This window comes from Microbacterium sp. NPDC056052 (assembly GCF_042266785.1).
In the GTDB taxonomy this organism is placed as follows: domain Bacteria; phylum Actinomycetota; class Actinomycetes; order Actinomycetales; family Microbacteriaceae; genus Microbacterium.
Window position 1 is genome coordinate 102,151 of the sequence record NZ_JBHJWV010000001.1, and the last position, 26,125, is coordinate 128,275.

Sequence of the window (26,125 nt, forward strand, 5' to 3'; positions counted from 1 at the left end):
GCGCGGCTCCGCAAATACCGTGAACCCGATGAGCGTGCTCAGACAATACATAGCGTGAGCACAGACAGCGAGATCATCCAGAGGTCTCTTGAGCAGCCGGAGGCGTTCGCCGAATTCTTCGACCGGCACGCGCGGAGCGTGAACGCCTTCGCGACCTATCGCGTGGGCCGCGCTGCGGCGGAGGACGTGCTGAGCGAGACGTTCCTGACGGCCTTTCGCCGGCGTGCCGACTTCGACCTCACCGTCGAGTCGGGCGTTCCCTGGCTCCTCGGCATCGCCGCACGGTTGATCCGCCGGCATCGCGCGGTGGAGGCGAAGCAGTGGAGGTCATTCAGCGCATCCGCGGGGCGAGAGGAGCTCTCGTCTTCGGGGGGAGTCGATGAGGCGCTATCGCGCGTCGATGCAGAACGCGAGGTGGCGGCGCTCAAGACGCGGATCGCCGCCCTCGCGCCGAGAGACAGGGAGACACTCCTGCTCTACGCCTGGCACGGACTGAGCTACGACGAGGTGGCGGAAGCCCTCGGCGTCCCCGTCGGAACGGTGCGTTCGCGGCTCAACCGCGTGCGCCGCCGCCTGGATCCGGATCGCCGGATCGAGGCGTTCGAGAAGAAGCAGCAGAAGGGAGCGAGCGTTGGACGTGTTTGAGAAGGTCGAGAGGATCAAGCCCGAGATCGAGGGCGTCGAGGAGAGCATCGCGGCCGCGCGGATGCGGCTCATGACAGAGATCCGCGGCGAGGAACGCCCCGTGCGCGCACGTCCTGTCCGACGGACGTGGTTCCTCGCTGCGGGAGCCACCGGTGCCCTGGCGGCGGCGACAGTCGGCGTGCTCTTCGTCGGCGGCATGACCGCACCGAAGCCGCCTGTCGTTGCGCATCCGGCCCCGACTCCGGCGCAGACCGCTTCTCCCGCTCCCGGAGCCACCCCGACGCCGACCGTTTCCGCGGCGCCGGAGACGGTGCAAGGCGTGTTCACGGCTGCGTCGGCGTCCGCGATCCACGGAGGACTCACGCCGCAGCCCGGACAGTACCGGCGCGTCACCTGGACATCGGATCTCCTCCTTGTCAGCGACGGCACCACCATCACGCAGCCGGGCTACGGTCTGTCCCATGCGATGGCGACGCGCGCCTGGGTCGTCCGGACCGGCGGCGAGTTCTACGTCTCGGCGGATGTGACGGGGGACTGGTACTTCTCGCCGTCGACGCCACCGGTGGTCCTCTCGGCGTACGGACAGGATGCTGCCGCCGACGTGCAGATGCAGCAGTATCTGGACCGCTGGAACGCTGAGGGCGCCCCCGGAGGATTCCGCGCCGGCGGAGGGCCGCTGCCGGACGGGGACGGGATGCTTCGCAGCGAGTTCCTGACGTCTCTGCCCGAGGATGCGGATGGGGTGCTCGCCTGGTTCCGCGCCCGTCAGGGGAGCTCGTCCGACTATCATCACGACGCGATGGTCGGATGGACGCTGATGACCCTGCTGGCCTGCAACGCGGGGACCGGGGAAGTGCGTGCCGCCATGTTGAAGGCGCTGGGGGCACTTCCGGGCGCATCGATCGTCGGCAGCCACGGCTCTGTGCGTACGATCGCGTTCGATTCGACCTTTCAGGAAGAACCCGAGCGGCCCGGCGAGGTCCGGCGCCATCAGACGATCACGGTCGATGTCTCCACCGGACGCGTGACGGGACTCTCGGACAGCACCAATCCCGGCGGGAGCATTGTCCCTGACGATGTCGTGGACGAGCGGGACGACTACACGGTCGATCTCGTGGACGGGCTGCCGGGCTGAGGCGCCCGCGGCGGCCTCCCGCCGCGGAAGTGCGCAGGATCGTCCTCCGCCACGGCGAGGGCGATCTTGCGCACGTGGGCGTCGTCGACGTCGCCCATCGCGGCGAGGTCGTAGAAGCCGACCTCCGTGAGCTCGCCGTCGGCCGGGTACGGCTCACCCGAGACCCAGGTGCAGCGGAAGACCAGATCGAGGTAGTCGACCTCGTCGCCGTTCGCGTACGTCACGCGGGGGAGCTGCTGCACGAGGGCGAGCCGCTCCACCTTCACCGCCACGCCGGCCTCCTCGAGGCACTCCCGCACCGCCGTGTCTGCGGGCTCCTCGCCGGGCTCCACGATCCCGGAGACCGCCTGCCAGGCACCGTTGTCCGCGCGCTTGCCGAGCAGCACCTTCTCGTCGCGGAACACGATCGCGGTGACGCCGACCAGGTTCAGCGGGGCGTGCCCCACATGGTCCCGGAGCGCGAGGACGAAGTCGGGAGTGGTCATGGGTTTCAGGCTATCGGCAGGGCGTGCGAGGCCTCGATGTCCCACCCCGAAACGTAGACTCGAAGCATGGCATCAGACTCCTTCGTCCACCTGCACGTGCACAGCGAGTACTCGATGCTGGACGGGGCCGCGCGCATCGGACCGCTCGTGCAGGAGGCCGTCGCGCAGGGCATGCCGGCCGTCGCCGTAACCGACCACGGCAACACGTTCGCCGCGTTCGAGTTCTACAAGGCCGCGCAGGCGGCCGGGGTCAAGCCGATCATCGGCATCGAGGCCTACGTCACCCCCGGCACGCACCGCAGCGACAAGTCGCGGGTGCAGTGGGGCTCACCGGAGCAGCGCCGCGACGACGTCTCCGGATCCGGCGCCTACACGCACATGACCCTGCTCTCCGAGACCACGGAGGGTATGCACAACCTGTTCCGGCTCTCCTCGACCTCGAGCCTGGAGGGCTACTACTTCAAACCGCGCATGGACCGCGAGATCCTGCAGAAGTACTCGAAGGGCCTGATCGCCACGACGGGCTGCCCCTCGGGCGAGATCCAGACCCGGCTGCGCCTGGGGCAGTACGACGCGGCCCGTGCGGCGGCCGCCGAGTTCCAGGACATCTTCGGCAAGGAGAACTACTTCGCCGAGATCATGGACCACGGGCTCGAGATCGAGCGGCGCGTCACCGGCGACCTGCTGAAGATCGCGAAGGATCTGGGGATCCCGCTGGTCGGCACGAACGACCTGCACTACACGCACCAGCACGACTCGACCAGCCACGCGGCGCTGCTCTGCGTGCAGTCCGGCTCGACCCTGGACGATCCGAACCGATTCAAGTTCGACGGCGACGGCTACTACGTGAAGTCCGCGGCGGAGATGCGTCAGGTGTTCCGCGAGCACCCCGAGGCGTGCGACAACACGCTGCTCATCGCCGAGCGCTGCGACGTCTCGTTCAACACCGGGGCCAACTTCATGCCGCGCTTCCCGGTCCCCGACGGCGAGACCGAGGAGAGCTGGTTCATCAAGGAGGTCGAGAACGGCCTGCGCTACCGCTACCCGGGCGGAATCCCGGACGCGGTGCGCAAGCAGGCGAACTACGAGGTCGAGGTCATCTCGTCCATGGGGTTCCCCGGCTACTTCCTCGTCGTCGCCGACTTCATCAACTGGGCCAAGGACAACGGCGTGCGCGTCGGTCCTGGCCGCGGATCCGGAGCCGGATCCATGGCGGCCTATGCCATGCGGATCACCGACCTCGACCCGCTCGAGCACGGTCTCATCTTCGAGCGGTTCCTGAACCCGGACCGCGTCTCCATGCCCGACTTCGACGTCGACTTCGACGACCGTCGTCGCGGCGAGGTGATCCAGTACGTCACCGAGAAGTACGGCGACGAGCGCGTCGCGCAGATCGTGACCTACGGCACGATCAAGGCCAAGCAGGCGCTGAAGGATGCGGGCCGCGTGCTCGGCTTCCCGTTCAGCATGGGGGAGAAGCTCACCAAGGCGATGCCCCCCGCGGTGATGGGCAAGGACATGCCGCTGGACGGCATGTTCAACCCGGAGCACCCGCGGTACAAGGAGGCCAGCGAGTTCCGCGTCGTGATCGAGTCCGATCCCGAGGCGAAGACCGTGTTCGACACGGCGCTGGGCCTGGAGAACCTGAAGCGCCAGTGGGGCGTGCACGCGGCCGGCGTCATCATGTCCTCGCACCCGCTGATCGACATCATCCCGATCATGAAGCGCGAGCAGGACGGCCAGATCGTCACGCAGTTCGACTACCCGTCCTGCGAGTCGCTCGGACTCATCAAGATGGACTTCCTGGGGCTGCGCAACCTCACGATCATCTCGGACGCGCTCGCCAACATCCGGACGAACCGGGGCGAGGAGCTCGTGCTCGAGGACCTCGCGCTCGACGACCGCCCCTCCTACGACCTGCTGGGGCGTGGCGACTCACTCGGCGTGTTCCAGCTCGACGGCGGACCGATGCGCGCGCTCATGCGCCTGATGAAGCCGGACAACTTCGGCGACATCTCGGCCCTCATCGCGCTGTACCGCCCGGGCCCGATGGGTGCCAACTCGCACACGAACTACGCCCTCCGCAAGAACGGCCTGCAGGAGATCACGCCGATCCATCCCGAGTTCGCGGAGTCGCTCAAAGACATCCTGGACGAGAGCTACGGCCTCATCATCTACCAGGAGCAGGTGATGGCGATCGCCCAGCGCGTGGCAGGGTTCTCGCTCGGTCAGGCGGACATCCTCCGCCGCGCGATGGGCAAGAAGAAGAAGAGCGAGCTGGACAAGCAGTTCGAGGGCTTCCAGGCCGGAATGCACGCGAACGGCTATTCGGACGGGGCGGTCAACGCGCTCTGGGAGATCCTGCTGCCCTTCTCCGACTACGCCTTCAACAAAGCGCACTCCGCGGCCTACGGCGTGATCTCGTACTGGACGGCGTATCTCAAGGCGCACTATCCGGCCGAGTACATGGCGGCGCTGCTGACCAGCGTCGGCGACTCCAAGGACAAGATGGCGCTGTACCTGAACGAGTGCCGTCGCATGGGCATCAAGGTGCTGCCACCGGACGTCCGGGAGTCGATCAACTTCTTCGCGGCCGTCGGCGAGGACATCCGCTTCGGTCTCGGCGCGGTGCGCAACGTCGGATCCAACGTCGTCGAGGGCATCGTGCAGGGGCGTCAGGAGGAGAACTTCGCCTCCTTCCACGATTTCCTGAAGAAGGTGCCGCTGCACGTCGCGAACAAGCGCACGGTCGAGTCGCTCATCAAGGCGGGGGCGTTCGACTCGATGGGAGACACGCGGCGGGCGCTCGTGGAGATCCACGAGGATGCCGTCGAGGCGTCGGTGGGTCAGAAGCGCAACGAGGCGCAGGGCGCGATCGGCTTCGACTTCGACAGCCTGTACGACGAGATCGAAGAGGTCGCGCCGCCCAAGGTGCCCGCCCGTCCGGAGTGGACGAAGAAGGACAAGCTCGCGTTCGAGCGCGAGATGCTCGGCCTGTACGTGTCGGATCATCCGCTCGCGGGCCTCGAGGTCCCGCTCGCGAAGCACGCCTCGATCGCGATCAACAGCCTGCTGGAATCCGAGGACCTGCAGGACGGCGACCAGGTCACGATCGCCGGGCTCGTCACGAGCGTGCAGCACCGCGTTGCCAAGGCCAGCGGCAACCCGTACGGCATGATCACCGTCGAGGACTTCGGCGGCGAGATCACGATCATGTTCATGGGCAAGACGTACCTGGAGTTCCAGAGCATGCTGCAGCAGGACTCGATCCTCGCGGTGCGCGGGCGCGTCTCCCGTCGTGACGACGGCATGAACCTGCATGCGCAGTCGGCGTTCACGCCCGACGTCGGCTCGTTCGATGCGGCGGGCCCGCTGTCTCTGCTGGTGCCGGAGCAACGCGCCACCGAGCGGGTCATCGAGGATCTGGCGGACGTGCTGCGCCGCCATGCCGGCGAGACCGAGGTGATGCTGAAGATGCATCGCGGCGGGCGCGCCAAGGTGTTCGAGGTGCCCATGCCGGTGACCGTCACCGCGGACCTGTTCGGCGACCTGAAGTCGCTGCTCGGCCCGCAGTGCCTGGGCTGATCGCGTACGGACGTCGCTCAGGAGGTCTCCACCGCCGCCGGGTAATATCGGGTCCCGTTCGACGGCCGAGTCCCCCAGCGGCCGCACGACGAAAGGAAACACCGATGACCGGCGACGTCCCCTCCGCCGAGATGGCGCAGGAAGAGCAGGATCCGACTTCGAACACGTACCCCTCGTCCGACATGGAGGTCGACGACGGACCCCTTCCCACCGCGGCGCCGCAGCAGGGCTGGTTCGGCTTCTCGCTGCGCGAGCTGATCATGATCGGCGCGTGGGTGATCGCCTTCGCGCTGTCGTTCGTGCCGGGCGGCGGCAGCGTCCTGGACAGCACCGCGACGGTGTGGACGATGAACGGCGCCTGGGCGCTGGCCATCGGCGTACCCACCGCCGCCGTGTTCCTCGTCGTGCTCCGCCGGCTCTCTCCCGAGGGGATCCGGCGCGTCGGATCGCTCGGCATCGACCAGTTCGCCTCCGTGGCCTTCTCGGTCGCGCTCGTGAGCTGGATCGTCCTGCTGTGGCAGCAGCTGGATCTGGTCGGGGCGACCCGGCGGTCCCCGCTGGTCACCTGGCCGTTGTGGCTGGAGATCCTGCTGATGCTGGTCCTCGTCGTGGTGACCGTCTTCGCGGCGCTCATCCCCGGGATCCGCGAGGACTTCGAGGAGCGGACGGAGACCCTCGCGCATCGCCGCGCGAACCCCGTGCGTCCCGTGTTCTCGCGCCCCCGTCCGGTGCGGGCGAGAGGGAGCGTCTCCGACCCGCAGAACGAGGACGATGTGGATCCGGGTCTGCTGCACGAGAACGAGGTCGGCGCCGCGGAGCATCTCTCGGCCACGGGCGTCACGGGCGCGGTGGTCCAGGGCGAGGCGGGCTACGTCCCCGAGCACCACCGCGAATCCTTCCTGGCATCGGGGGAGAACCCCGTCGTCGCCGAGGGGCAGCCTCTGGCCGGCGCCCAGGCGACGGCGCCCGCGGACGATGAGCTCACCGGCGTCGTGCCGACCGAGGACGCCCCGACCGAGGCGATCCTCGACGTCGTGCCTCCGGCGCTCCGGGGCGAGGAGACGCAGGCTCCCGCCGAGGAAGCCGCCGAGGAGAGCGAACCCGCGATGGGGGCAGACGCCCGACGCGCCGCCACCCTCGCGGAGACCGAGCCGGAGGCCGACTCCGACGAGGACGCCGCCTCCGCGCCCGCCGAAGCGCCGGGCGCGACCGCCGCACCGCAGGGCCTCACCGACACCATGACGGACGTGCTCGGCGACCTGCTCGAGCCGTCGTCCGCGGACGAGGCGGCCACGCACGCGGTCGACGTCGTGCCGGAAGACGGCGGCCGTGAGCCGGAAACGGCGGGCTCCGTGGCGACGGGGGAGCAGCTCCAGCCGTTCTGGGCGCTCGCGCCCGATACCCGGGTCGTTCATGACGCGCGGGGCGACTCGATTTTCACGATCGGGCCGGAAGCGTGGATCCTTGTTCTCGAGGACCGCGGCGGCGCCTTCGTCGTGCGCCACGACGATGGTCGCGTGGGCTACCTGCACGACACCGAGAACATGACCCGAGGCTGAGGACGCATGCAGACGATCGACCTGAGGGGACGCACCCTCTCCACCGCCGAGATGCTGGCGGCCGTGCCGCGCGCGACCGCGGCGCGCGCGGAAGCCCTGGCGACCGCCACCGCGATCGTGGAGGACGTGCGCGTGCGCGGCGAGGAGGCCCTGCGCGAGCAGGCCGAGCGTTTCGACCGCGTCGGCGGGCACGCGATCCGGGTTCCGCGAGAGCACCTCGACGAGGCGCTCGCCGGCGTCGACCCGCAGGTCCGCGCGGCGCTCGAAGTCGCCATCGAGAGAGTGCGTCAAGGCTCCGCGGCACAGGTTCCCGCGCCGCGCGTGACCGAGATCGGTCCGGGCGCGCGCATCGTGCAGCGCTGGCAGCCGGTCGGGCGCGTCGGCGTCTACATCCCCGGCGGCAAGGCGCCGCTCGCGTCGAGCGTCGTCATGAACGTGGTTCCCGCACAGGTCGCGGGCGTCGGGAGCATCGCGCTGGCGTCCCCTCCGCAGTCCAGCGAGGACGGCCGCATCCACCCCACGATCCTCGCTGCCGCGGCCCTGCTCGGAGTGGACGAGGTCTACGCGATCGGTGGCGCCGGAGCGATCGGTGCTCTCGCCTACGGTGTCGAGGCGATAGGGCTCGAGCCGGTCGACGTCATCTCCGGGCCCGGCAACAACTACGTCGCGTCGGCCAAGCGCGCCGTCGCCGGCGTCGTCGGGACGGACTCCGAGGCGGGAGCGACGGAGATCCTGATCGTCGCGGACGCCGCCGCGGATCCTCGTCTCATCGCCGTGGATCTGATCAGCCAGGCCGAGCACGACGAGCAGGCGTCGGCGGTCCTCGTCACCGACTCCGCGGAGCTCGCGGACCGTGTGGCCGTCGAGGTCGCGAAGGCCGCCGCCACGACTCGGCACAGTGTCCGCGTGCAGACCGCCCTGGACGGACCGCAGTCGGCGATCGTGCTGGTCGACGATCGCGCCGCCGCCGTGGCCTTCAGCAACGCCTACGCGCCGGAGCACCTCGAACTGCACCTCGTGGATGCAGAGGAGGCGGCCGCGGTCTTCACGAGCGCCGGTGCCGTGTTCGTCGGAGACCAGACTCCGGTGAGCCTGGGCGACTACATGGCCGGAAGCAATCACGTGCTGCCGACCGGGGGACAGGCGCGCTACGCCTCGGGACTCGGGTCGTACACCTTCCTCCGCCCGCAGCAGGTGATCTCCTACGATCGGGACGCGCTGGCGCGCGCTCGCGTCGGCGTCGTCGCGCTCGCCGACGCCGAGGTGCTGCCGGCGCATGGCGAGGCCGTTGAGGCGCGGTTCGCAGCCGTGCCTGACTCCGCCGCCGCTGCCGGGGCGTAGGCTTTCTCGAATGCACTGCCCGTTCTGCCGTCATCCGGACTCCCGCGTCATCGACTCTCGCACGAGCGACGACGGGCTGTCGATCCGCAGGCGCCGTCAGTGCCCCGAATGCGGGGGACGGTTCACGACCACCGAGACCGCCAGCCTGAACGTCATCAAGCGCTCCGGCGTGATGGAGCCCTTCAGCCGCGAGAAGGTGATCTCCGGCGTCCGCAAGGCCTGCCAGGGGCGTCCCGTCACCGAGGCGGATCTTGCGATCCTGGCGCAGCGCGTCGAGGAGGCGGTGCGCCAGACCGGCGTCTCGCAGCTGGACACGAACGAGATCGGCCTCGCGATCCTCGGCCCGCTCCGGGACCTGGACGAGGTCGCCTACCTCCGTTTCGCGAGCGTCTACCAGGCGTTCGATTCGCTCGAGGACTTCGAGGCGTCGATCGCCGAGCTGCGTGCCGACCACCACCGGGCCGCCGAGCAGACCGCGCTCTGAACCCTCGGTCGGATCCATCGCGTCCGACCGGTAGCCTGGCAGGGATGTATGCCCTGCTCTTCCGCCTCGTCCTCGCGCGCTTCGATCCCGAATTCGCCCACCATGCCGGCATGGTCGTGGTGCGGATCCTCGGAGTGCCTCCGTTCTCGTGGGCGGCGCGTGCGCTGACCCGTCCGGCGCCCGGCGATGAGGTGCAGGCGCTGGGGCTCACGTTCCCCACGCCCTTCGGCATCGCTGCGGGCTTCGACAAGAACGCCGTCGGCGTGCGCGGGTTGTCCGCGCTCGGCTTCGGGCACGTCGAGGTCGGCACGATCACGGCTGTCCCGCAGCCGGGCAACCCCAAGCCCCGCCTGTTCCGGCTCATCCCGGACCGTGCCGTCGTGAACCGGATGGGCTTCAACAACGCCGGAGCCGAGGCCGCCGAGAAGCGGCTGTGGAAGCTGCGCCGCCGCAGGCCTTCCGCCGTGATCGGCGTGAACATCGGCAAGAGCCGCGTGGTCGCCGTCGAGGACGCGACCGCCGACTACGTCGCCTCTGCCGTGCGCCTCGCTCCGCTCGCGGACTACCTCGCGATCAACGTCTCCTCGCCGAACACACCGGGGCTGCGCGGGCTGCAGGCCGTGGAGACCCTCGCGCCGCTGCTGCGCGCTGTGAAGGCCGCGGCCGGTTCGACCCCGCTTCTGGTGAAGATCGCCCCTGATCTTCCGGATGACGAGGTCACCGCGATCGCGGAGCTCGCGGTCGCCGAGGGGCTGGACGGACTCATCGCGACGAACACGACGATCTCGCGGGAAGGACTGACCACGGACCCCGCGAAGGTCGCCGCGGCGGGGGAGGGCGGCCTCTCCGGCGCCCCGCTCAAGGAGCGCTCGCTCGCGGTCCTGCGCCTCGTGCGCGCCGCCGTTCCCGCCGATTTCTGCGTCATCTCCGTAGGAGGTGTCGAGACCGGTGCGGAGGTGCGGGAGCGGCTCGAGGCCGGCGCCACCCTTGTCCAGGGCTACACCGCGTTCCTCTACCGCGGGCCGTTCTGGGCCCGCCAGATCCGCGCCGGGCTGCGCTCGCGCTGACCCGCAGACGACGAAGAAGGTCCCGGGCGCTCGCTGCGCACCGGGACCTTCTCGTCCTTCAGGGGATCCGGTTCAGTCCGGGTACTGCCCGCGCTTGACCTGGGGCTTCGGCAGGCGCATGAAGCGCATCTGCAGCGACCGCATGGCGGCGTACCAGGCGAGGCCGCGCTCGCGCTTGTCCTTGCCGTACTTGTCCGCGATGCGGCGGTTCACCCGGATGCCGAGGAACACCATGTCGATGATCGCGATCGCGATGAAGCCCCAGAGGCCAATGAAGGCCCAGTACGCGACCAGCGTGTTCGGGATCAGCGAGACGACGATCACGACGACCATGAGGGCCATGATCCACTCGCTGACGTGCCATCCGGCGTCGACGTAGTCGCGCACCCAGCGGCGCTGAGGGCCGCGGTCGCGGACGGGCAGGTACTTCTCCTCGCCGTTGGCCATGCCGACGCGCTGCCGCTCCTGGCGGACGCGCAGCTCGGCGCGCGCCTGCGCCTTGGCCTCCTTGGTGTCCGGCACGAGCGGCCGACGCCGGGCGGCCTCCTGCTCCGCGCGCGTCGGCGTACGGCGTCCCTTGCCGCTCGCGTCGGCCGAGGAGTCCTCTGGTGCGGGGGTGGGAGTGCTGGGCACGAAGGCTCCTGAAGTCGAGAGAAGGGGAAACGGGTGTTCTCTAAGATTACCTGCATGACTTCTCCCTCCTCCTCGGTCACCGCCCCCGGTGACGTCGAAGCCGCCGTCACCGCCGCCGTGAGCACCGGGATCCCCGCCGCGCTCAGCGATCTCGGCGCCCTCGTGCGCATCCCGGGGATCGCGTGGCCGGCCTTCGATCAGACCCAGCTCGTGCGCAGCGCCGCCGCGGTCGCCGAGCTCGCCGAGGGCACGGGCGTGTTCGACAGCGTGCGCGTGCTGCGGGCGGCCGTCCCCGGCACCGACGAGGTCGGGCAGCCCGCGATCCTGGCGCGCCGGGCCGCGCGCAACGGCAAGCCCACGATCCTGCTCTACGCGCACCACGACGTGCAGCCCCCGGGGGGCGATGAGCTGTGGGAGACCCCGCCGTTCGAGCCGACCGTTCGCGATGGACGCCTGTACGGCCGCGGGGCCGCCGACGACAAGGCCGGGATCATGGCGCACATCGCGTCCATCCGCGCGGTCGCGGAGGCGCTGGGCGACGACCTGGACCTCGGCATCGCGATGTTCGTCGAAGGCGAGGAGGAGTACGGATCCCGTTCCTTCGCGCAGTTCCTCACCGACAACGAGGAGGCGCTGCGCGCCGACGCGATCGTCGTCGCGGACTCGGGGAACTGGGACTCGGACACGCCGGGGCTCACGGTCTCCCTGCGCGGCGCAGTGCGCTTCACGCTCACGGTGCGCACGCTCGATCACGCCTCGCACTCCGGCATGTTCGGGGGAGCGGTGCCCGACGCCATGCTCGCGACCATCCGGCTGCTGAACACCCTGTGGGACGAGAACGGATCCGTCGCGGTCGAGGGGCTGACCGTGCGCGACGCCACCACGCCCGAGTACAGCGAGGAGACGCTGCGCGACGAGACGGGGCTGCTGCCCGGCGTCTCGCCCATCGGCGACGGCACGATCCTCAGCCGCATCTGGAACAAGCCGTCCGTCACGGTGATCGGTGTCGACGCCACGTCCGTCGCGGCCGCATCGAACACGCTCTCACCCGAGACCACGGTCGTGCTCAGCTGCCGCATCGCGCCGGGGCAGAGCGCCGACGACGCCTACGCCGCGCTGCAGGCGCACCTGCGGGCGCACGCACCGTTCGGGGCCGAGCTCTCCTTCTCCGACGTCGACCTCGGCAATCCGTTCCTGGTGGACACCAGCGGCTGGGCCGTGGGCCTCGTGCGCGGCGCGATGGCGGACGGCTACGGCACCGCGCCGGTCGACCTCGGCATCGGCGGGTCCATCCCGTTCATCGCGGACCTGGTGGAGAGATTCCCCGGCGCCGAGATCCTCGTGACCGGGGTCGAGGACCCGCACTCGCGGGCGCACAGCCCCAACGAATCGCTGCACCTGGACACGTTCCGCCACGCCGTGGCGACCGAGGCGCTGCTGCTCACGCGGATGAACGAGATCACCCTCTGACGACGCCGAGCGCATCGAGACGCGGTCGTGATCGGCCGCGATCGATGCCCTGCGCGTGCGCGGCGGTAGACTCGTGTGACGGAAACCGTGCCTGGCCACGGCCGATCCAAGGAGCGACATGAGCGACATCACCCTCACCCCCGAGACCACCGCCGCGCACGGCGTGAAGCTCACCGACGCCGCAGCGGCGAAGGTGAAGAGCCTGCTGGAGCAGGAGGGCCGCGACGACCTGCGCCTGCGCGTCGCCGTGCAGCCCGGAGGCTGCTCGGGCCTGATCTACCAGCTCTACTTCGACGAGCGCTACCTCGAAGGCGACGAGACCGTCGATTTCGACGGCGTCGAGGTGATCATCGACAACATGAGCGTGCCCTATCTCGACGGTGCGGCGATCGACTTCAAGGACACGATCTCGGAGCAGGGATTCACGATCGACAACCCCAATGCGCAGGGCTCCTGCGCGTGCGGCGACAGCTTCCACTGACCCGCAGAATTCCCCTCTCCCATCCCTGCGCCATCCACGCTGAACCTGCGTGGATGGCGTGAATCGGGTGTGAGGTTGCCCTAGACTGGGGGAGCCCACGTCCGTGATCTGAAAGGTGCATCGTGCCCTCGAAACGCCGCCTTCGTTGGGCCGCACTCCCCTTGGGAGTTGCGGCAGCCGTGGCCCTCGCGGGATGCTCTCCCACCGAGCTCCACGGATTCCTCCCAGGCTTCATCGAGGACGGTACGCCGGCCACCAACCAGACCGATCGCGTCGCCGCGCTCTGGGTCAACTCGTGGATCGTCCTGCTCATCGTCGGCCTCATCACCTGGGGTCTGATGGGCTGGGCCGCGATCGCCTACCGCCGCCGCAAGGGTCAGACCGGCCTCCCGGTGCAGCTGCGCTACAACATGCCGCTCGAGATCTTCTACACGATCGTTCCGCTGATCCTGATCTTCGGCATGTTCGCCTTCACGGCGCGCGATCAGACGATCATCGAGACGCAGTACGAGAAGCCCGATGTGGCGGTCACCGCGATCGGAAAGCAGTGGGCCTGGGACTTCCAGTACGACGGCAAGGAGAAGGACAACTCCGACGCCGTGTGGACCATGGGCGTCCAGGCTCAGCCCGACAAGGCGGGCAACATCGATCAGGCGGCTCTGCCCACGCTGTACCTGCCGGTCAACAAGACGGTCAAGATCACTCTGCAGTCGCGCGACGTGATCCACTCGTTCTGGATCATCGACTTCCTGTACAAGAAGGACATGTACATCGGCAAGGACAACTCGTGGTCCTTCACGCCGACCCGCGAGGGCACCTACCAGGGCAAGTGCGCCGAGCTCTGCGGCGAGTACCACTCGATGATGCTCTTCAACGTGAAGGTCGTCAGCGAGGCCGACTACCAGACGTACCTCGCCAAGCTCAAGGACGAGGGCAACACGGGTGACATCACCGATGCCTACGACCGTCTGACCAACTACCCCGGCACCGGCAAGCCCACGACCGACTCGGAAGCGAAGTAAGCAGAATGACGAGCACTCTTCCCGACACGTCTGAGGCCGGCGCGCGTCCGACGACGATCCCGCCGCGCCAGGCGGCTCTGCTCAGCTCGACCCGCGTCGAGCAGAAGGGCAACATCGTCGTCAAGTGGATCACCTCCACCGACCACAAGACGATCGGATACATGTATCTGATCGCCTCGGTGCTGTTCTTCCTCCTCGGCGGCGTGATGGCTCTCATCATCCGCGCCGAGCTCTTCGCGCCGGGCATGCAGATCATCCCGACGAAGGAGCAGTACAACCAGCTGTTCACGATGCACGGCACGATCATGCTGCTGATGTTCGCGACTCCGCTGTTCGCGGGCTTCGCGAACGCGATCCTCCCGCTGCAGATCGGCGCCCCCGACGTCGCGTTCCCGCGTCTGAACGCCTTCGCATTCTGGCTGTTCCTGTTCGGCTCCACGATCGCGGTCGCCGGCTTCCTCACCCCGCAGGGCGCCGCCTCGTTCGGATGGTTCGCCTATCAGCCGCTCGCGAGCGCGTCCTTCACCCCGGGCGCCGGCGGCAACCTGTGGATGCTCGGCCTCGGCATGTCCGGTTTCGGAACGATCCTGGGTGCCGTCAACTTCATCACCACGATCATCACGATGCGCGCTCCCGGCATGACCATGTGGCGCATGCCGATCTTCTCGTGGAACACCCTGATCACGAGCCTGCTGATCCTGATGGCGTTCCCGGTGCTGGCCGCCGCCATGCTGGCCGCCGCCGCCGACCGCGTGCTCGGCGCGCACATCTACGACCCGGCCAACGGCGGCGTGCTCCTCTGGCAGCACCTCTTCTGGTTCTTCGGGCACCCCGAGGTCTACATCATCGCGCTGCCGTTCTTCGGCATCGTCTCGGAGATCTTCCCGGTTTTCAGCCGCAAGCCGATCTTCGGTTACAAGACGCTCGTCTACGCGACGATCGCGATCGCGGCCCTGTCCGTCGCCGTGTGGGCGCACCACATGTACGTGACCGGCGGTGTGCTGCTGCCGTTCTTCGCGCTGATGACCATGCTCATCGCGGTTCCGACCGGCGTGAAGATCTTCAACTGGATCGGCACGCTCTGGCGAGGATCCGTGACGTTCGAGACGCCCATGGTGTTCGCGCTGGGCTTCCTGGTCTCCTTCGTCTTCGGTGGCCTGACCGGCGTCATCCTGGCCTCCCCGCCGTTGGACTTCTTCCTCTCCGACTCGTACTTCGTCGTGGCGCACTTCCACTACGTGGTGTTCGGCACGGTCGTGTTCGCCATGTTCGCCGGCTTCTACTTCTGGTGGCCGAAGTGGACCGGCCGGATGCTCAACGAGCGCCTCGGCTACGTGCACTTCTGGATGCTGTTCATCGGCTTCCACATGACGTTCCTCATCCAGCACTGGCTGGGCGTCGACGGCATGCCGCGTCGTTACGCCGACTACTCGGCGTACGACAACTGGGCCTGGGAGAACCAGGTGTCCACGATCGGCTCCATCATCCTGGGCGCGTCGATGCTGCCGTTCTTCCTGAACGTGTGGCTGACCGCGCGCAAGGCGCCGAAGGTTACCGTGAACGACCCGTGGGGCTACGGGGCTTCGCTCGAGTGGGCGACCTCCTGCCCGCCGCCGCGGCACAACTTCACGTCGATCCCGAGGATCCGCAGCGAGCGTCCGGCGTTCGATCTCAACCACCCGGAGGCCGCAGAGCACCCGGTTGCCGCGGCCGCTGACGGAAAGGCCCACTGACCCATGCGCGACAACATCGTTCTCTGGTGGATCCTCACCGCCTTCTTCGCCCTCGTGGGCGTGATCTACACGGTCTGGAACCTGGTCGCACACGCCGGTGAGCCGCCCGTGAGGGCGATCGAGTGGGTCGGCACCGTTGCGCTGTTCTTCTCCGCCTTCATGGGCGCGATGATCGCGTTCTATCTCGATCGCACGCACAAGGCCCAGGGGGGAAGCCTCCCCGAGGACATCCTCACGAGCGACATCGATGACGGCGATCCCGAACTCGGCGAGTTCAGCCCGTGGTCCTGGTGGCCGATCGTGCTCGCGGGAGCGGCCGCGGTCGGGATGATCGCGCTGGCCGTGGGAGTGTTCCTCTTCCCTGTCGCGCTGGCCATCTTCGTGGTCGCGATCGTCGGCTGGGTATATGAGTACTACCGCGGTCACTTCGCCCGCTGAGTCCTTCTTCATGAGGCCCCTGGAGCTCCTGCTCCGGGGGCCTCATTCTTTTGTGCTCGGGGCATGACGTTGCGGGCGTCGTGCCCAGCGGCCGTGCTCGACAGCGTCGCGTGCCGGCGATCGACGAATCGTCGAGGTGGCGTGCTGCGGGGCGATGCCGCCGCGAAGACGAGCCGGGGGAGAGCGTCCTCGTCTCAGGCACCGGTGCGGATGCGCGGGACGCCGGTGAGGGGATCGACCGGACGACGATGCACCCCGTCGGCGTTCTCGACGGGGTAGCCCTCACGGACCCAGTACTCGAAGCCGCCGATCATGAGCTTCACGTCATAGCCGAGTCTGGCGAACTCCAGGGCCCCCTTGTCGCCGGCGTTGCATCCGGGACTCCAGCAATAGACGACCACAGGCGTGCTCAGGGGGATCTCCTGCGGCGCCCTCGCGGCGATCTCGCTGTAGTGCATGTGGATCGCGTCGGCGATGCGCCCCTGGGCCCATGCCCCGTCGCTGCGGACGTCGACGACGGCGATCTGCTGGCCGGTCCTGCGGGCGGCGTGCACGTCGCTCGCATCGGTTTCGTGAGCGAGCTTGGCGGAGAAGTGGTCCACGGCAGAGGTCATGTGGACAGGCTACTCCGGCGCGGTGCGCGCGAACGACGAAGGCCCCGTCGGGTGACGGGGCCTTCGGTCGAACCGGGGGAGCGGACTACTCGCCGCTCTCCTTCGCAGGCAGCGACTCCGGCGCGAGCGCGGAGCTCGGCGTGTTCGGGGTCTCGCTGACACGCGAGTTGTCGGCGGGCACGATCTCGTCCTCGCTCACACCGGCGCGGGCGTGGGACGCCACGATCTCCTCGTGCGCGGACTCGTTCGTGTCGTGCAGCGTGTGACGCTGGTGCGCGTCTGCTGCGGCGATCTCGGCCTGCGTGAGCGGGGAGAGACGGTCCTCGAAGAACCAGCGCGACATCGAGGAACGCAGGTTCTGCGTCCACGGGATGCGGCCCTTGGCGTTCGGACGGACCACGAGCGGCTCGTACACCTCGGTGTCGATGAGCTTCCAGCGGTCGTACACGTCGACCGGCTTGTGGACCTCGATGTACTCGCCGCCGGGAAGGCGGACGATGCGACCGGACTCGTAGCCGTGCAGGACGATCTCGCGGTCCTTCTTCTGCAGGGCGATGCAGATGCGCTTCGTGATGAAGTAGCCGAGGACCGGGCCGACGAACAGCAGCGCCTGGAGCGTGTGGATCACGCCCTCCATCGTGAGCGAGAAGTGCGTCGCGATCAGGTCGGACGAAGCAGCCGCCCACAGGGTTGCGTAGAAGATGACGCCGGCGACGCCGATCGCGGTGCGGGTCGCGGAGGTGCGCGGACGCTGTGCGATGTGGTGCTCGCGCTTGTCGCCGGTCAGCCACGCCTCGATGAAGGGGTAGATGGCGACGAGGACGATGAACAGGCCCAGCACCAGCACCGGGATGATGATCCCGAACGACCAGGTGTGGTCGAGGAACACGATGTCGAGGTTCGACGGCGCCAGACGCAGAGCGCCGTCGGCGAAGCCGATGTACCAGTCCGGCTGCGTGCCGGCGGACACGGGGGACGGATCGTACGGTCCGTAGTTCCAGATCGGGTTGATCTGGAACAGCGAAGCGATCAGCACGATCACGCCGAACGTGATGAACAGGAAGCCGCCCATCTTCGACATGTAGATCGGCATCATCGGGTAGCCGACGACGTTCTCGTCCGTGCGGCCGGGGCCGGCGAACTGCGTGTGCTTGTTGATCACCATGAGCATGAGGTGCAGCACGACCAGGCCGATCACCAGGAGCGGCAGGATCAGGATGTGCAGCGTGTACAGGCGTCCCACGATCTGGTCGCCCGGGAACTCGCCGCCGAACAGCATGAACGAGGTCCAGGTGCCGATCAGGGGGAGGCCCTTGATCATGCCGTCGATGATGCGAAGGCCGTTGCCCGAGAGCAGGTCGTCGGGGAGCGAGTAGCCGGTGAAGCCCTCTGCCATCGCGAGGACGAACAGCACGAAGCCGATCACCCAGTTCAGCTCACGCGGCTTGCGGAACGCACCCGTGAAGAACACGCGCAGCATGTGCACGCCGATGCCGGCGACGAAGGTGAGCGCGGCCCAGTGGTGGATCTGGCGGACGAGGAGCCCGCCGCGCAGGTCGAAGGAGATGCGCAGCGTCGAGTCGAGCGCCGCGGACATCTCCACACCGCGCATCGGCGCGTACGCGCCGGCGTAGTGGGTGGGCACCATCGACGCCTGGAAGAAGAACGTCAGGAACGTGCCGGAGAGCAGCACGACGACGAAGCTCCACAGCGCGATCTCGCCGAGCATGAACGACCAGTGATCGGGGAAGATCTTGCGGCCGAGCTCCTTGACGAAGCCGGAGAGGCTCGTCCGCTCATCGATGTAGTTGGAGAGGCCGCCGACGAATCGGCCGCCCAGCGGCGCCTCCGAGGGCTTCTCCGAGGATTTCTGCTCGGTAACAGTTGCGGTGCTCAATGACGCTCCCAGAAGCTCGGACCGACGGGTTCGTGGAAATCGCTCTGCGCGACGAGGTAGCCCTCGTCGTCGACGGTGATGGGCAGCTGCGGCAGCGGCCGCGCGGCCGGGCCGAAGATGACCTTGGCGTGCTCGGTGACGTCGAACTGCGACTGGTGGCACGGGCAGAGCAGGTGGTGGGTCTGCTGCTCGTACAGCGCGACGGGGCAGCCGACGTGCGTGCAGACCTTGGAGTAGGCGACGATGCCGTCGTAGGACCAGGTCTTGCGGTCCTCGGCCTCGATGAGCTGCTCGGGGAGCAGACGCATCAGCAGGACGATCGCCTTGGCCTTCTCCTCGAGGTAGCCGTCCTCATGGCCGACCTTGCTGAGGGGCTCGGGGATCACGTGCACGGCCGAGCCGATCGTGATGTCGGCGGCGCGGATCGGGGTGCCGTCGGGGTCGTGCGCCAGGCGCATGCCCTTCTCCCACATGGTGTGCTTGAGCAGCTGCACCGGGTCGCCCGCGATCGGGTTCTCGGCGGTGCTGTGCGGGGCGAGACCGCGGAAGAGCGCGAGGCCGGGGACCACGGAGGCGACGACCGCGGCGATGAGCGAGTTGCGGATCATCACGCGGCGGCCGAAGCCGGACTCCTCGTTCGCGTCGGCGAACGCCTGGATCGCGGCCTCACGGGTCGAGTCGCGGCCCCGGGTGGGGTGCCGGTACTCGATGTGCTCCTTGTCGGCCATGATGGCCTTCGACCAGTGGATCGCACCGATGCCGAGCGCGAGCAGGGCGAGGGCGATTCCGAGGCCGATGAACAGGTTGTTGTAGCGCACATCGATGAGCGAGCCGCTCTCGATCGGGAACAGCATGTAGGCGGCCACCGCCCAGATGCTGCCCGCGAGGGAGAGGTAGAAGAGCGTGTAGACGGTGCGGACGGCATTCTTCATCGCCGTCGGGTCCTGGTCCGTGACGCGCTCGCGGTGCGCGGGCAGCCCCGGGTTCTGCGCAGGGTCGCTGACGTCGACGCTCAGCCCGACCGGTGCCTGATAGGTCCGGTCAAGAGCGTGCGGGTCGTCGTGTGCCATGGTTCTCCTCGTACGTTCTTCGATATGCCGGCGTCAGTTGGACTTCGCCGTGATCCACACGGTGATGGCGACGAGTGCGCCGATGCCGAAGATCCAGATGAACAAGCCTTCCGAGACGGGGCCGAGGGATCCGAGATCCATGCCGCCGACCTGGGTCGCCTTCTGCTGGAAGAGCAGGGCGGAGATGATGTCGCGCTTGTCCTCCGCCGAAAGGTTCATGTCGCCGAAGACCGGCATGTTCTGCGGGCCGGTGACCATGGCCGCGTACATGTGCAAGGCGCTGGTCTTCATCAGGCCGGGCGCGTACTTGCCCTCGGTCAGCGCACCACCGGCGCCGGCCACGTTGTGGCACATGGCGCAGTTGATGCGGAACAGCTCGGCGCCGTGCGCGACGTCGCCCTTGCCGTCGAGGATCTTCTCCTCGGGGTAGGTCGGGCCGGGGGCGACCGACTGCACCCATGCGGCGACGTTCTTGATCTGCTCCTCGGAGAACTGCGGGTGCTTCTGCGGCGCCTGCGGGCCCTGCATCTGCAGCGGCATGCGGCCGGTCGACATCTGGAACTCGACCGCGAGCTCGCCGACGCCGTAGAGGCTCGGTCCGGTGGCGGTGCCCTGCAGGTTCATGCCGTGGCAGGTGGCGCAGTTCGCCTGGAACAGCTTCTGCCCGTCCTCGGTCGAGACCGCGGCGGTGACGGACGCCGGCTCGGTCGCGGCGAACGCCGCACTCGCACCGGCGTAGACGCCGCCGGTGATCATCAGGCCTGCGCCGATCAGCGCCGCGGCAGCCAGGGGGCTGCGGCGGCCGGTACGGCGCTTCTTCTCACGTGCCATGTCGGGAATCCGCTCCGCTTCTTACTTGAGGAAATAGATGACGAAGAACAGCACGATCCAGACGACGTCGACGAAGTGCCAGTAATAGGACACCACGATGGCGGTCGTCGCCTCCTTGTGCGTGAAGTTCTTGACGGCGAAGGCGCGGCCGAGGGTCAGCAGGAACGCGACCAGACCGCCGGTGACGTGCAGGGCGTGGAAGCCGGTGGTGATGTAGAACGCCGAGGCGTAGGAATCGGCCGAGATCGGCATGCCCTCGGCGATCAGCTGCGAGTACTCCCACACCTGACCGGACACGAAGAACGCGCCCATGATGAAGGTCAGCCAGAACCACGGGACCATGCCCCAGCGCTTGCGTCCCTTGTCGTTCACCGAGGTGTAGGGCTGCATGCGCTCCGCGGCGAACACACCCATCTGGCAGGTGAACGAGGACGCCACCAGGACCAGGGTGTTGATCGCGGCGAATGGCACGTTCAGGCTCTCTGTGCGTGATGCCCAGAGCTCCGGAGAGGTGCTGCGCAGGGTGAAGTAGATCGCGAAGAGTCCCGCGAAGAACATCACTTCACTGCCGAGCCAGACAATGGTTCCCACAGCCACCGGGTTGGGGCGCTTGATCGTTCTCGCCACCGGGGCATACGTCGCTGAGGTCGTCACCTGTCCATTATGGCCGATCCTGGACGCCGATTGTCGCACCGGGGGCGGCGGTTCAGCTCGCCCGCGCCTCGGTGCAACCTCGGAACCAGCCGCGAATCCCCTGGGAGACGCGTGGTTGCGGGCGGGGTGGGAGCCGTCTCGGCGGGGATCACGACTGGATCACATCGCTAGGATCGCTGGCATGGCGGAAGCTCTGACCTGGCCCGATGTCCTCTCCACACTCCTCGCCGGACGCGATCTGAGCGTCTACGAGTCGACCTGGGCGATGCGCCAGGTGATGCGCGGCCAGGCGACCGAGGCGCAGCTCGCGGGATTCCTCGTCGGTCTGCGCGCGAAGGGCGAGACGATCGACGAGGTCGTCGGCTTCCGCGACGCGATCCTCGAGGCGGCCGTGCCGCTCCCGGTGTCCTCGGACGTTCTCGACATCGTCGGCACGGGCGGGGACCGCATCGGCACCGTGAACGTGTCGACCACGGCGGCCATCATCATCGGCGCGACGGGGATCCCTGTCGTCAAGCACGGCAACCGTGCGGCGAGCTCGGCGTCCGGATCCTCCGACGTCCTCGGAGCGCTGGGCCTCCAGCTCACCCTCGACCCGCAGGCCGTGGCCGAGATCCTCGACCGCACCGGCATCACGTTCGCCTGGGCGGGGGCCTTCCACCCCGGTTTCAAGAACGCGGGCGCCGTGCGGGCGGAGCTCGGCGTGCCGACCGTGTTCAATATGCTCGGCCCTCTCTGCAACCCGGCCCGTGCGGAGGCGAACGCCGTCGGCGTCGCCCAGCTGGACCGCGTGCCGCTCATCACCGGCGTGTTCCGCACCCGCGGCGCCACCGCGCTGGTGTTCCGAGGAGACGACGGGCTGGACGAGCTCACGACCACCGGTCACAGCCGCATCTGGGAGGTCACCCGCGGCGACATCCATGAGCACGACCTGGATCCGCGCGATCTGGGCATTCCGCTCGCGGAGCTCGCGGACCTCATCGGCGGCTCGCCCGCACACAACGCGGGTGTGCTGCGCCGCACGCTGGAGGGTGAGCGCGGCGCCGTGCGCGACATCGTGCTGCTGAACGCCGCGGCCGGCATCGTCGCCTACGAGCTCTCGCACGACCCGGCCCAGGCGCAGGTGCCGATCGTGGAGCGGCTGCGCGCGGCCCTGTCGCTTGCCGAGGCCGCGGTCGACGACGGGCGCGCCCTCGCGAAGCTGGACGCGTGGGTCGCGGCGTCCAAGGAGCTCGCCGCGGACTGAGCGGCGCAGACGGAAGGACGGGCATGGATCCGCAGGAGGCGCTGCTCGAGATCGCCCGGCTGCTCGAGCGCGAGCGGGCGTCGCGCTATCGGGCCAAGGCGTTCCGCACCGCCGCGGCGACGTATGCCGAGCTCCCCGACGACGCGAGGTCGGATCTGAACCGGATCCAGCAGGCGAAGGGGATCGGATCCTCGACCTTCGAGGTCATCCGGCAGGCGCTCGAAGGGCGTACGCCGTCCTATCTCGTGGAGCTGCGCGGCGAGGTCGAGCCGGAGATCGCCTCCGAGCTGCGCTCCCGGCTGCGCGGCGATCTGCACGCGCACACCGAGTGGTCGGACGGGACGACGCCGATCGAGGCGATGGCGGATGCGGCCCGGGCCCTGGGTCACGAGTACCTCGCGATCACCGACCACTCGCCGCGACTGCGCGTCGCACGCGGCCTCACGGCCGAGCGGCTGCGCACCCAGCTGCCGCAGGTGCGCGCGCTCAGCGGGGGCGGGCTCACGATGCTCACCGGGATCGAGGTCGACATCCTCGATGACGGGCGGCTGGACCAGGAGGACCGGCTGCTCGGCGAGCTGGACGTCGTGGTCGCCTCCGTGCATTCCAAGCTCGCCATGGAACCGGGCCCGATGACGCGGCGCATGGTCGCCGCGGTGTCGAACCCGCGCGTGAGCGTGCTCGGGCACGTCACGGGACGGCTCGTGCAGGGGGAGCGGGGCACGAGGCCGCCTTCGCGGTTCGACGCGCGCGCCGTCTTCGAGGCGTGCGCGGAGCACGGCGTGGCCGTGGAGATCAACTCGCGTCCGGAACGGCAGGATCCGCCGGACGGGCTCCTGGCGCTCGCGCTCGAGATCGGCTGCCTGTTCTCGATCGACTCCGACGCGCATGCGCCGGGACAGCTCTCGCTGCTGGATCACGGCGCCGTGCGCGCCGAGCGCGCGGGCGTCCCCGCGGAGCGGATCGTGACGACCTGGGGGCTCGACCGGCTGCTGCGCTGGGCCGGTTGAGGTCAGGCCGTGCGGCCGAGCGCCTCCAGTGCGCGCGCCATCGACGTGCCGAGGTTCCAGCGCTCCGCGACGCCGACCGCGGCCGCGGTTTCGGCGGCGTCGAGCGGTCGCAGCGGCTCGGCAGGGACCGTGATCGGCAGCGCGGTCGCGACGCGCACCACGGTGGGGGCGACGTCGAGATAGTCCGACGCGGCGAGGATCTTCTTCGCCACGCCCGCCGACATGCCCTCCGCCCCCTCTGCGGCAGCACGGATCGCCATGAGGTCGCCGTGCACGGCGAGGAGGTTCGCGGCGGTCTTCTCGCCGACCCCCGCCACGCCGGGAAGCCCGTCGGAGGCGTCTCCGCGCATCGTGGCGAAGTCGGTGTACTGGCTCGGAAGCACGCCGTACTTGCGCACCACCGCCTCCTCGGTGAGGTCTTCCAGGTTGCTCATGCCGCGACCCGTGTAGATCACCCTGACTCCACGGGCGTCGTCCACGAGCTGGAACAGATCCCGGTCGCCGGTGATGATGTCGACGGGCATGCCCGCCACGGTCGCGAGCGTGCCGATGACATCGTCCGCCTCGTGCTCCGCGACGCCGATGACCGGGATCCGCAGCGCCGCGAGCGCCTCGCGGATGATCGGGATCTGCACCTCGAGCGGATCCGGGACCTCCTCGACGTCGGCGCCGCCGGGGACGACCTCGACGACGCGGTGCGCCTTGTAGCTCGGGATGAGGTCGACCCGCCATTGTGGGCGCCAGTCGTCGTCCCAGCACGCGACGAGATGCGTGGGGCGGTAGGCCGTCACGAGCCGCGCGATCATGTCGAGCAGCCCTCTGGCCGCGTTCACCGAGGTGCCGTCCGGCGCCTTGACCGCGTCCGGCACGCCGTAGAAGGCGCGGAAGTAGAGGCTGGCGGTGTCCAGAAGGAGGAGCTTCGGCGCGGCGTCGGTCATGTCCACAGTCTGCCAGGCCCGCTGTCGCCGGCCGGGTGAGCGCGGACACGGATCCTCGGGAACACCGCTGCAGGAAGCGGTGTTGTGCCCATGGTGCAGACGGGCGGATGCTCGGAGGGCCGCGGGGAAACGCGATCACCGGAGCGCTCAGCGACCTGATAGCATGAGGTGTCACCCGTGGGGGTTTCCTCCCGCGTGCGTGACGAACAACAAACATCCACTTCGCCGCGGCGCGATCCTGTGCTCTGCTGAGAGCGCGCGCCGCAGCCCGAGTATCCATCAACAAGGACAACCCACTACATGACTACCGCAACGGCCGCTCCGGCCACCAAGCAGGTCGCGATCAACGACATCGGATCTGCCGAGGACTTCCTGGCTGCGGTCGAGAAGACCCTGAAGTTCTTCAACGACGGCGACATCATCGAGGGCACGATCGTCAAGATCGACCGCGACGAGGTCCTCCTCGACGTCGGCTACAAGACCGAGGGCGTCATCCCCTCGCGCGAGCTGAGCATCAAGCACGATGTCGACCCCAACGAGGTCGTCTCCGTCGGCGACCTGGTCGAGGCCCTCGTCCTCCAGAAGGAGGACAAGGAAGGCCGTCTGATCCTGTCCAAGAAGCGCGCCCAGTACGAGCGCGCCTGGGGCGACGTGGAGAAGATCAAGGAGAACGACGGCGTCGTCACCGGTCAGGTCATCGAGGTCGTCAAGGGTGGACTCATCGTCGACATCGGCCTCCGCGGCTTCCTGCCGGCCTCGCTCATCGAGCTGCGCCGCGTCCGCGACCTCACGCCGTACCTCGGTCAGGAGCTCGAGGCCAAGATCCTCGAGCTCGACAAGAACCGCAACAACGTGGTCCTCTCGCGCCGCGCGCTGCTCGAGCAGACGCAGTCCGAGTCGCGCACCACGTTCCTCAACAACCTGCACAAGGGCCAGGTCCGCAAGGGCGTCGTGTCGTCGATCGTGAACTTCGGTGCGTTCGTCGACCTCGGCGGTGTGGACGGCCTCGTGCACGTCTCCGAGCTCTCCTGGAAGCACATCGAGCACGCCTCCGAGGTCGTCGAGGTGGGCCAGGAGGTCACCGTCGAGATCCTCGAGGTCGACCTCGACCGCGAGCGCGTCTCCCTGTCGCTGAAGGCGACGCAGGAGGACCCGTGGCAGGTCTTCGCCCGCACCCACGCCATCGGCCAGGTCACCCCGGGCAAGGTCACGAAGCTCGTCCCGTTCGGCGCGTTCGTGCGCGTCGCGGACGGCATCGAGGGCCTCGTGCACATCTCCGAGCTCTCCAGCAAGCACGTCGAGCTGGCCGAGCAGGTCGTCTCGGTGGGCGAAGAGGTCTTCGTCAAGGTCATCGACATCGACCTCGAGCGTCGCCGCATCTCGCTGTCGCTGAAGCAGGCCAACGAGTCGGTCGACCCGTACGGCACCGAGTTCGACCCGGCCCTGTACGGCATGCTCGCCGAGTACGACGAGAACGGCGAGTACAAGTACCCCGAGGGCTTCGACGCCGAGACCGGCGCCTGGAAGGACGGCTTCGACGCCCAGCGCGAGGCATGGGAGCAGGAGTACGCCGCTGCCCAGTCTCGCTGGGAGGCGCACAAGGCCCAGGTCATCAAGGCCGCCGAGGCCGAGGCAGCTGCCGGCGACGACTTCGCCGCGAGCGCCCAGACGTTCTCGAGCGACTCCGCCGGTGCCGGCACGCTGGCCGACGATGAGGCTCTCGCGGCTCTGCGCGAGAAGCTCTCGGGCGGCAACGCGTAAGCATCACCCTTCAGAACGGGCCGTCA

General features: G+C 68.5%; 23 protein-coding genes. 15 read left to right on the plus strand and 8 right to left on the minus strand.

Translation table 11 applies throughout. The annotated features are described in order from the left end of the window. Positions 1–54 precede the first annotated feature (54 nt). Together ACFC1J_RS00525 and ACFC1J_RS00530 are read left to right on the plus strand one after the other, a co-directional pair. Positions 55–645, plus strand: a complete 591-nt coding sequence (locus tag ACFC1J_RS00525; RefSeq protein WP_375901539.1) for an RNA polymerase sigma factor — start codon at positions 55–57, stop codon at positions 643–645. Continuing rightward, complete coding sequence (locus ACFC1J_RS00530) at positions 632–1,780, plus strand: hypothetical protein (RefSeq protein ID WP_375901540.1); 1,149 nt, start codon at positions 632–634, stop codon at positions 1,778–1,780. Before ACFC1J_RS00525 ends, ACFC1J_RS00530 begins: the two co-directional genes overlap by 14 nt. Here ACFC1J_RS00530 and ACFC1J_RS00535 read toward each other — a convergent pair. Next, complete coding sequence (locus tag ACFC1J_RS00535; RefSeq protein ID WP_375901542.1) at positions 1,744–2,265, minus strand: NUDIX domain-containing protein; 522 nt, start codon at positions 2,263–2,265, stop codon at positions 1,744–1,746. The genes ACFC1J_RS00530 and ACFC1J_RS00535 overlap by 37 nt on opposite strands. Before the next feature lie 66 nt (positions 2,266–2,331). On the opposite strand from ACFC1J_RS00535, the gene dnaE reads away from it, so the two are divergent. From dnaE to ACFC1J_RS00560, 5 genes are all read left to right on the plus strand, one after another. Then, the gene (gene dnaE / locus ACFC1J_RS00540) at positions 2,332–5,850 is read left to right on the plus strand and encodes a DNA polymerase III subunit alpha (RefSeq protein WP_375901544.1); all 3,519 of its coding nucleotides are present in this window, start codon (positions 2,332–2,334) and stop codon (positions 5,848–5,850) included. A gap of 104 nt (positions 5,851–5,954) precedes the next feature. Continuing rightward, positions 5,955–7,409: a hypothetical protein gene (locus ACFC1J_RS00545; RefSeq protein WP_375901546.1), complete on the plus strand. Its 1,455-nt coding sequence runs from the start codon at positions 5,955–5,957 to the stop codon at positions 7,407–7,409. A gap of 6 nt (positions 7,410–7,415) precedes the next feature. Further along, positions 7,416–8,750: a histidinol dehydrogenase gene (gene hisD / locus ACFC1J_RS00550; RefSeq protein WP_375901548.1), complete on the plus strand. Its 1,335-nt coding sequence runs from the start codon at positions 7,416–7,418 to the stop codon at positions 8,748–8,750. Between the two features lie 10 nt (positions 8,751–8,760). Then, positions 8,761–9,234, plus strand: a complete 474-nt coding sequence (gene nrdR / locus ACFC1J_RS00555) for a transcriptional regulator NrdR (protein ID WP_375901550.1) — start codon at positions 8,761–8,763, stop codon at positions 9,232–9,234. Between the two features lie 44 nt (positions 9,235–9,278). Beyond that, positions 9,279–10,301 (plus strand): quinone-dependent dihydroorotate dehydrogenase, encoded by a 1,023-nt coding sequence (locus tag ACFC1J_RS00560; protein ID WP_375901552.1) that lies wholly within the window; start codon positions 9,279–9,281, stop codon positions 10,299–10,301. Between the two features lie 72 nt (positions 10,302–10,373). Here ACFC1J_RS00560 and ACFC1J_RS00565 read toward each other — a convergent pair whose 3' ends face one another. Next, positions 10,374–10,934 carry a DUF3043 domain-containing protein gene (locus ACFC1J_RS00565; protein ID WP_375901554.1) on the minus strand — a complete coding sequence of 187 codons (561 nt, stop codon included), beginning with the start codon at positions 10,932–10,934 and terminating at the stop codon, positions 10,374–10,376. A gap of 54 nt (positions 10,935–10,988) precedes the next feature. Between ACFC1J_RS00565 and ACFC1J_RS00570 the strand changes: the two genes are divergently transcribed. From ACFC1J_RS00570 to ACFC1J_RS00590, 5 genes are all read left to right on the plus strand, one after another. After that, a complete protein-coding gene (locus ACFC1J_RS00570; protein ID WP_375901555.1) occupies positions 10,989–12,404 on the plus strand; it encodes a dipeptidase in 1,416 nt (471 codons plus the stop codon). Between the two features lie 118 nt (positions 12,405–12,522). Further along, positions 12,523–12,885 carry an iron-sulfur cluster insertion protein ErpA gene (gene erpA, locus ACFC1J_RS00575; protein WP_045272493.1) on the plus strand — a complete coding sequence of 121 codons (363 nt, stop codon included), beginning with the start codon at positions 12,523–12,525 and terminating at the stop codon, positions 12,883–12,885. 122 nt (positions 12,886–13,007) lie between these two features. Continuing rightward, entirely contained in the window at positions 13,008–13,907 is a 900-nt protein-coding gene (gene coxB, locus ACFC1J_RS00580; RefSeq protein ID WP_375901557.1) for a cytochrome c oxidase subunit II, read from the plus strand. A 5-nt stretch (positions 13,908–13,912) separates the two neighbouring features. Further along, positions 13,913–15,640, plus strand: a complete 1,728-nt coding sequence (ctaD, locus tag ACFC1J_RS00585; RefSeq protein ID WP_375901559.1) for a cytochrome c oxidase subunit I — start codon at positions 13,913–13,915, stop codon at positions 15,638–15,640. Between the two features lie 3 nt (positions 15,641–15,643). Next, complete coding sequence (locus ACFC1J_RS00590; RefSeq protein WP_375901561.1) at positions 15,644–16,078, plus strand: cytochrome c oxidase subunit 4; 435 nt, start codon at positions 15,644–15,646, stop codon at positions 16,076–16,078. 194 nt (positions 16,079–16,272) lie between these two features. Here the strand turns inward: ACFC1J_RS00590 and ACFC1J_RS00595 are convergent, their stop codons facing one another. The 5 genes from ACFC1J_RS00595 to ACFC1J_RS00615 form a co-directional block, all read right to left on the minus strand. Further along, on the minus strand, positions 16,273–16,692 hold the full coding sequence (locus tag ACFC1J_RS00595; RefSeq protein WP_375901562.1) for a rhodanese-like domain-containing protein: 420 nt from the start codon (positions 16,690–16,692) through the stop codon (positions 16,273–16,275). Between the two features lie 85 nt (positions 16,693–16,777). Further along, positions 16,778–18,589 carry a cytochrome bc complex cytochrome b subunit gene (locus ACFC1J_RS00600; protein WP_375901564.1) on the minus strand — a complete coding sequence of 604 codons (1,812 nt, stop codon included), beginning with the start codon at positions 18,587–18,589 and terminating at the stop codon, positions 16,778–16,780. Beyond that, complete coding sequence (locus tag ACFC1J_RS00605; protein ID WP_375901565.1) at positions 18,586–19,659, minus strand: ubiquinol-cytochrome c reductase iron-sulfur subunit; 1,074 nt, start codon at positions 19,657–19,659, stop codon at positions 18,586–18,588. Before ACFC1J_RS00605 ends, ACFC1J_RS00600 begins: the two co-directional genes overlap by 4 nt. Positions 19,660–19,692: 33 nt before the next feature. Next, on the minus strand, positions 19,693–20,490 hold the full coding sequence (locus tag ACFC1J_RS00610) for a cytochrome c (RefSeq protein ID WP_375901567.1): 798 nt from the start codon (positions 20,488–20,490) through the stop codon (positions 19,693–19,695). A 21-nt stretch (positions 20,491–20,511) separates the two neighbouring features. Beyond that, positions 20,512–21,144: a heme-copper oxidase subunit III gene (locus tag ACFC1J_RS00615; protein ID WP_375901569.1), complete on the minus strand. Its 633-nt coding sequence runs from the start codon at positions 21,142–21,144 to the stop codon at positions 20,512–20,514. A gap of 181 nt (positions 21,145–21,325) precedes the next feature. On the opposite strand from ACFC1J_RS00615, the gene trpD reads away from it, so the two are divergent. Together trpD and ACFC1J_RS00625 are read left to right on the plus strand one after the other, a co-directional pair. Further along, complete coding sequence (gene trpD / locus ACFC1J_RS00620) at positions 21,326–22,390, plus strand: anthranilate phosphoribosyltransferase (protein WP_375901571.1); 1,065 nt, start codon at positions 21,326–21,328, stop codon at positions 22,388–22,390. Between the two features lie 23 nt (positions 22,391–22,413). Continuing rightward, entirely contained in the window at positions 22,414–23,400 is a 987-nt protein-coding gene (locus ACFC1J_RS00625; RefSeq protein WP_375901572.1) for a PHP domain-containing protein, read from the plus strand. A 2-nt stretch (positions 23,401–23,402) separates the two neighbouring features. Here ACFC1J_RS00625 and ACFC1J_RS00630 read toward each other — a convergent pair whose 3' ends face one another. Continuing rightward, complete coding sequence (locus ACFC1J_RS00630; protein WP_375901574.1) at positions 23,403–24,338, minus strand: 5'-3' exonuclease H3TH domain-containing protein; 936 nt, start codon at positions 24,336–24,338, stop codon at positions 23,403–23,405. A 300-nt stretch (positions 24,339–24,638) separates the two neighbouring features. On the opposite strand from ACFC1J_RS00630, the gene rpsA reads away from it, so the two are divergent. Then, positions 24,639–26,099, plus strand: a complete 1,461-nt coding sequence (gene rpsA, locus ACFC1J_RS00635; RefSeq protein ID WP_375901576.1) for a 30S ribosomal protein S1 — start codon at positions 24,639–24,641, stop codon at positions 26,097–26,099. Positions 26,100–26,125: the final 26 nt, after the last annotated feature.